Raw genomic sequence first — 1988 nt, 5'->3', positions numbered from 1 at the left:
GGCCAGCATGGCGCGCAGCGTGCGCGACGGGTCGAGCCGGCCGCGCCGCGACGGCGTCCGCCGGGCGGCCGGACGCTGCGGGAGTACCGGGTGGAGGGTGGCCAGCAGTTCGCGGAGGTGTTCGCGCTCGGCCGTGGTCAGGGCGGCGAGGTCGCGGTGGCGCAGGACCTCCTGCGCGCTCGCGGCGACTTTCAGCTGGTCGTGGCCTTCGCCGCCCTCGGCGTCCCCGCCTTCGGCGTCGACGAGCGGCGCGATCCGGGCCTGCTTCGGCACGGTGGTCTTCGCGCGCTGCGGGGTCGGCGTTTCGATGGAAAACCACTGGCTGAAGGCTTCTTCGTAGCTCGGAAGGTCGTCCGGGCTGGAGCACAGCGTCAGCCGCCCGGCCCAGTACAGCTGCGTGGGCTCGGCGACGTCGATCTCGGCGACGGCCGCCAGGTAGGCCTGGACGCGGTGCGCGTCGCAGGCCACCCCAGCCTCGCGCAGCGCGGCGGCGAACCCGGCGTACCCGGCGACGGGGTCGGCGGCGGTGGTCATGCGTCCATTGTGCGCTTCTTCGGTGTCCCGGCGAGGAGTCGAACCTCGGACCTCGGCGTTCGTAGCGCCGCGCTCTGTCCTGCTGAGCTACCGGGACGGGGCGGTCCGCGCACCCGTCCCTCCCCGGATGGGCGCGCAGACCGCGCTCTTCGCCGCGGCCGACCCAAGGTAGCGGCGGGTGGGCGCGAAGAGCTTTTCGGAAAGAATTCAGCGAACGGCTCGGGAGATCGTGCCGCAGCGCTTCAGTTGTCGGTCCACGATCTCCTCCTCTCTGCTGTGCTGGAAAAAGGATGCCCGAGCCGCGCGGGCGGGGCAACGCAATTAAAAACGCCCACCCGGTCCTTTGTGGACCGAGCGGGCGTTTTCGGGTTCCGTGTCAGGAAACCTTCATGCCGGGCTGGATGTTCGCGCAGCCGCGCAGGCCGGCCGTCTTGTTCAGCTCCAGGATCGGCGGCAGCGTCTTCTGCGCGTACGCCTGCAGTTCCGCGAGCTTCGCCGGGTCGACCAGGTCGCGCCGGACGTGGTAGCTGACCCAGTTGCGCGAGTCGACGGTCATGTTCCCGATCGGCTGGTTGACGAAGATCGTCACGTAGTCCTGGTCGAACCGCGGGTCCTTGTCGAACTGCAGCGTCGTGATCCACGAGCCGATGAACGTGATCAGCTCCGGCTTGGCCTTCGTGAAGACGTAGTCGCGCAGGCCCTGCATGTCGGCGCGGTGCAGGTAGTCGGCGATCGGCTTGTCGCCGAGGCCGGCCAGGTCGAGCACCCGGATTCGGCTGCCCAGCGACGTCCCGCCGAGGTCGATCAGGCCGACCTGCGCGGTGTCCGGCAGCTTGAGGATGTCGGCGAACCCGTTGACGGCCTGGGCGTCGCGCTCGGCGACGATGCAGAACGCGGTCTTGACGTTGGCGCGGTAGGTCGTGCCCTGGGTGTAGAAGCCGCTCACCGAGCTGACCGCGGCCACGACCAGCAGGCAGGCGAGCACGATCCGGCCGCGCAGCCGGGCCGCGGACAGCGCCTCGACGACCACGACCGCGGCGCCGAACGCGCCGAGCGTCCAGACCGGGGTGGCGAAGCGCAGCTGCCCCATCCAGTCGTACTCGAGGACGATGTAGGCGACGACGGTCAGCCCGAACGGCGCCAGCAGCGCGATCAGGCCGGTGCGCAGCTTCGACGGCCGGATCATCAGCATGACCAGGCACGCGACGGCGATCGCGACGACCAGCCAGCCGACGTAGGAGACGATCTCCCCGGGCCGCGCGAGGTCGTCGAGGGTCGGCGGTTCCTGCCCCTTCGCGACGGCGGTGTTGGGCACCAGCCGGCCGAACTCGAACCAGCGGAAGACGACGTAAGCGCCGTACGGCACGGCGAACCCGGCGACGGACGCGACGACCGCGCGGACGCTGCGCCCGAGCAGTTCCCGCTTCAGGAACAGCAGGACGACGATCGGGTAC

At 70.4% G+C, this 1988-nt stretch carries 1 tRNA gene and 2 pseudogenes; all 3 read right to left on the bottom strand.

Annotation, left to right across the window (positions count from 1 at the left end):
- Positions 1-534 (bottom strand): annotated as a pseudogene (locus G3I65_RS17310) (hypothetical protein); the annotation flags it as partial.
- Positions 535-557: 23 nt separating this feature from the next.
- A tRNA-Arg gene (locus G3I65_RS17305) sits at positions 558-631 on the bottom strand.
- 279 nt (positions 632-910) lie between these two features.
- Positions 911-1988, bottom strand: a pseudogene (locus G3I65_RS17300) (hypothetical protein); the annotation flags it as partial.

It is taken from the genome of Amycolatopsis sp. SID8362 (assembly GCF_010550475.1).
Classification (GTDB): Bacteria; Actinomycetota; Actinomycetes; order Mycobacteriales; family Pseudonocardiaceae; genus Amycolatopsis; species Amycolatopsis eburnea.
Note: the sequence above shows the minus strand (reverse complement) of the source record. Positions and strands in the feature narration are given on the sequence as shown.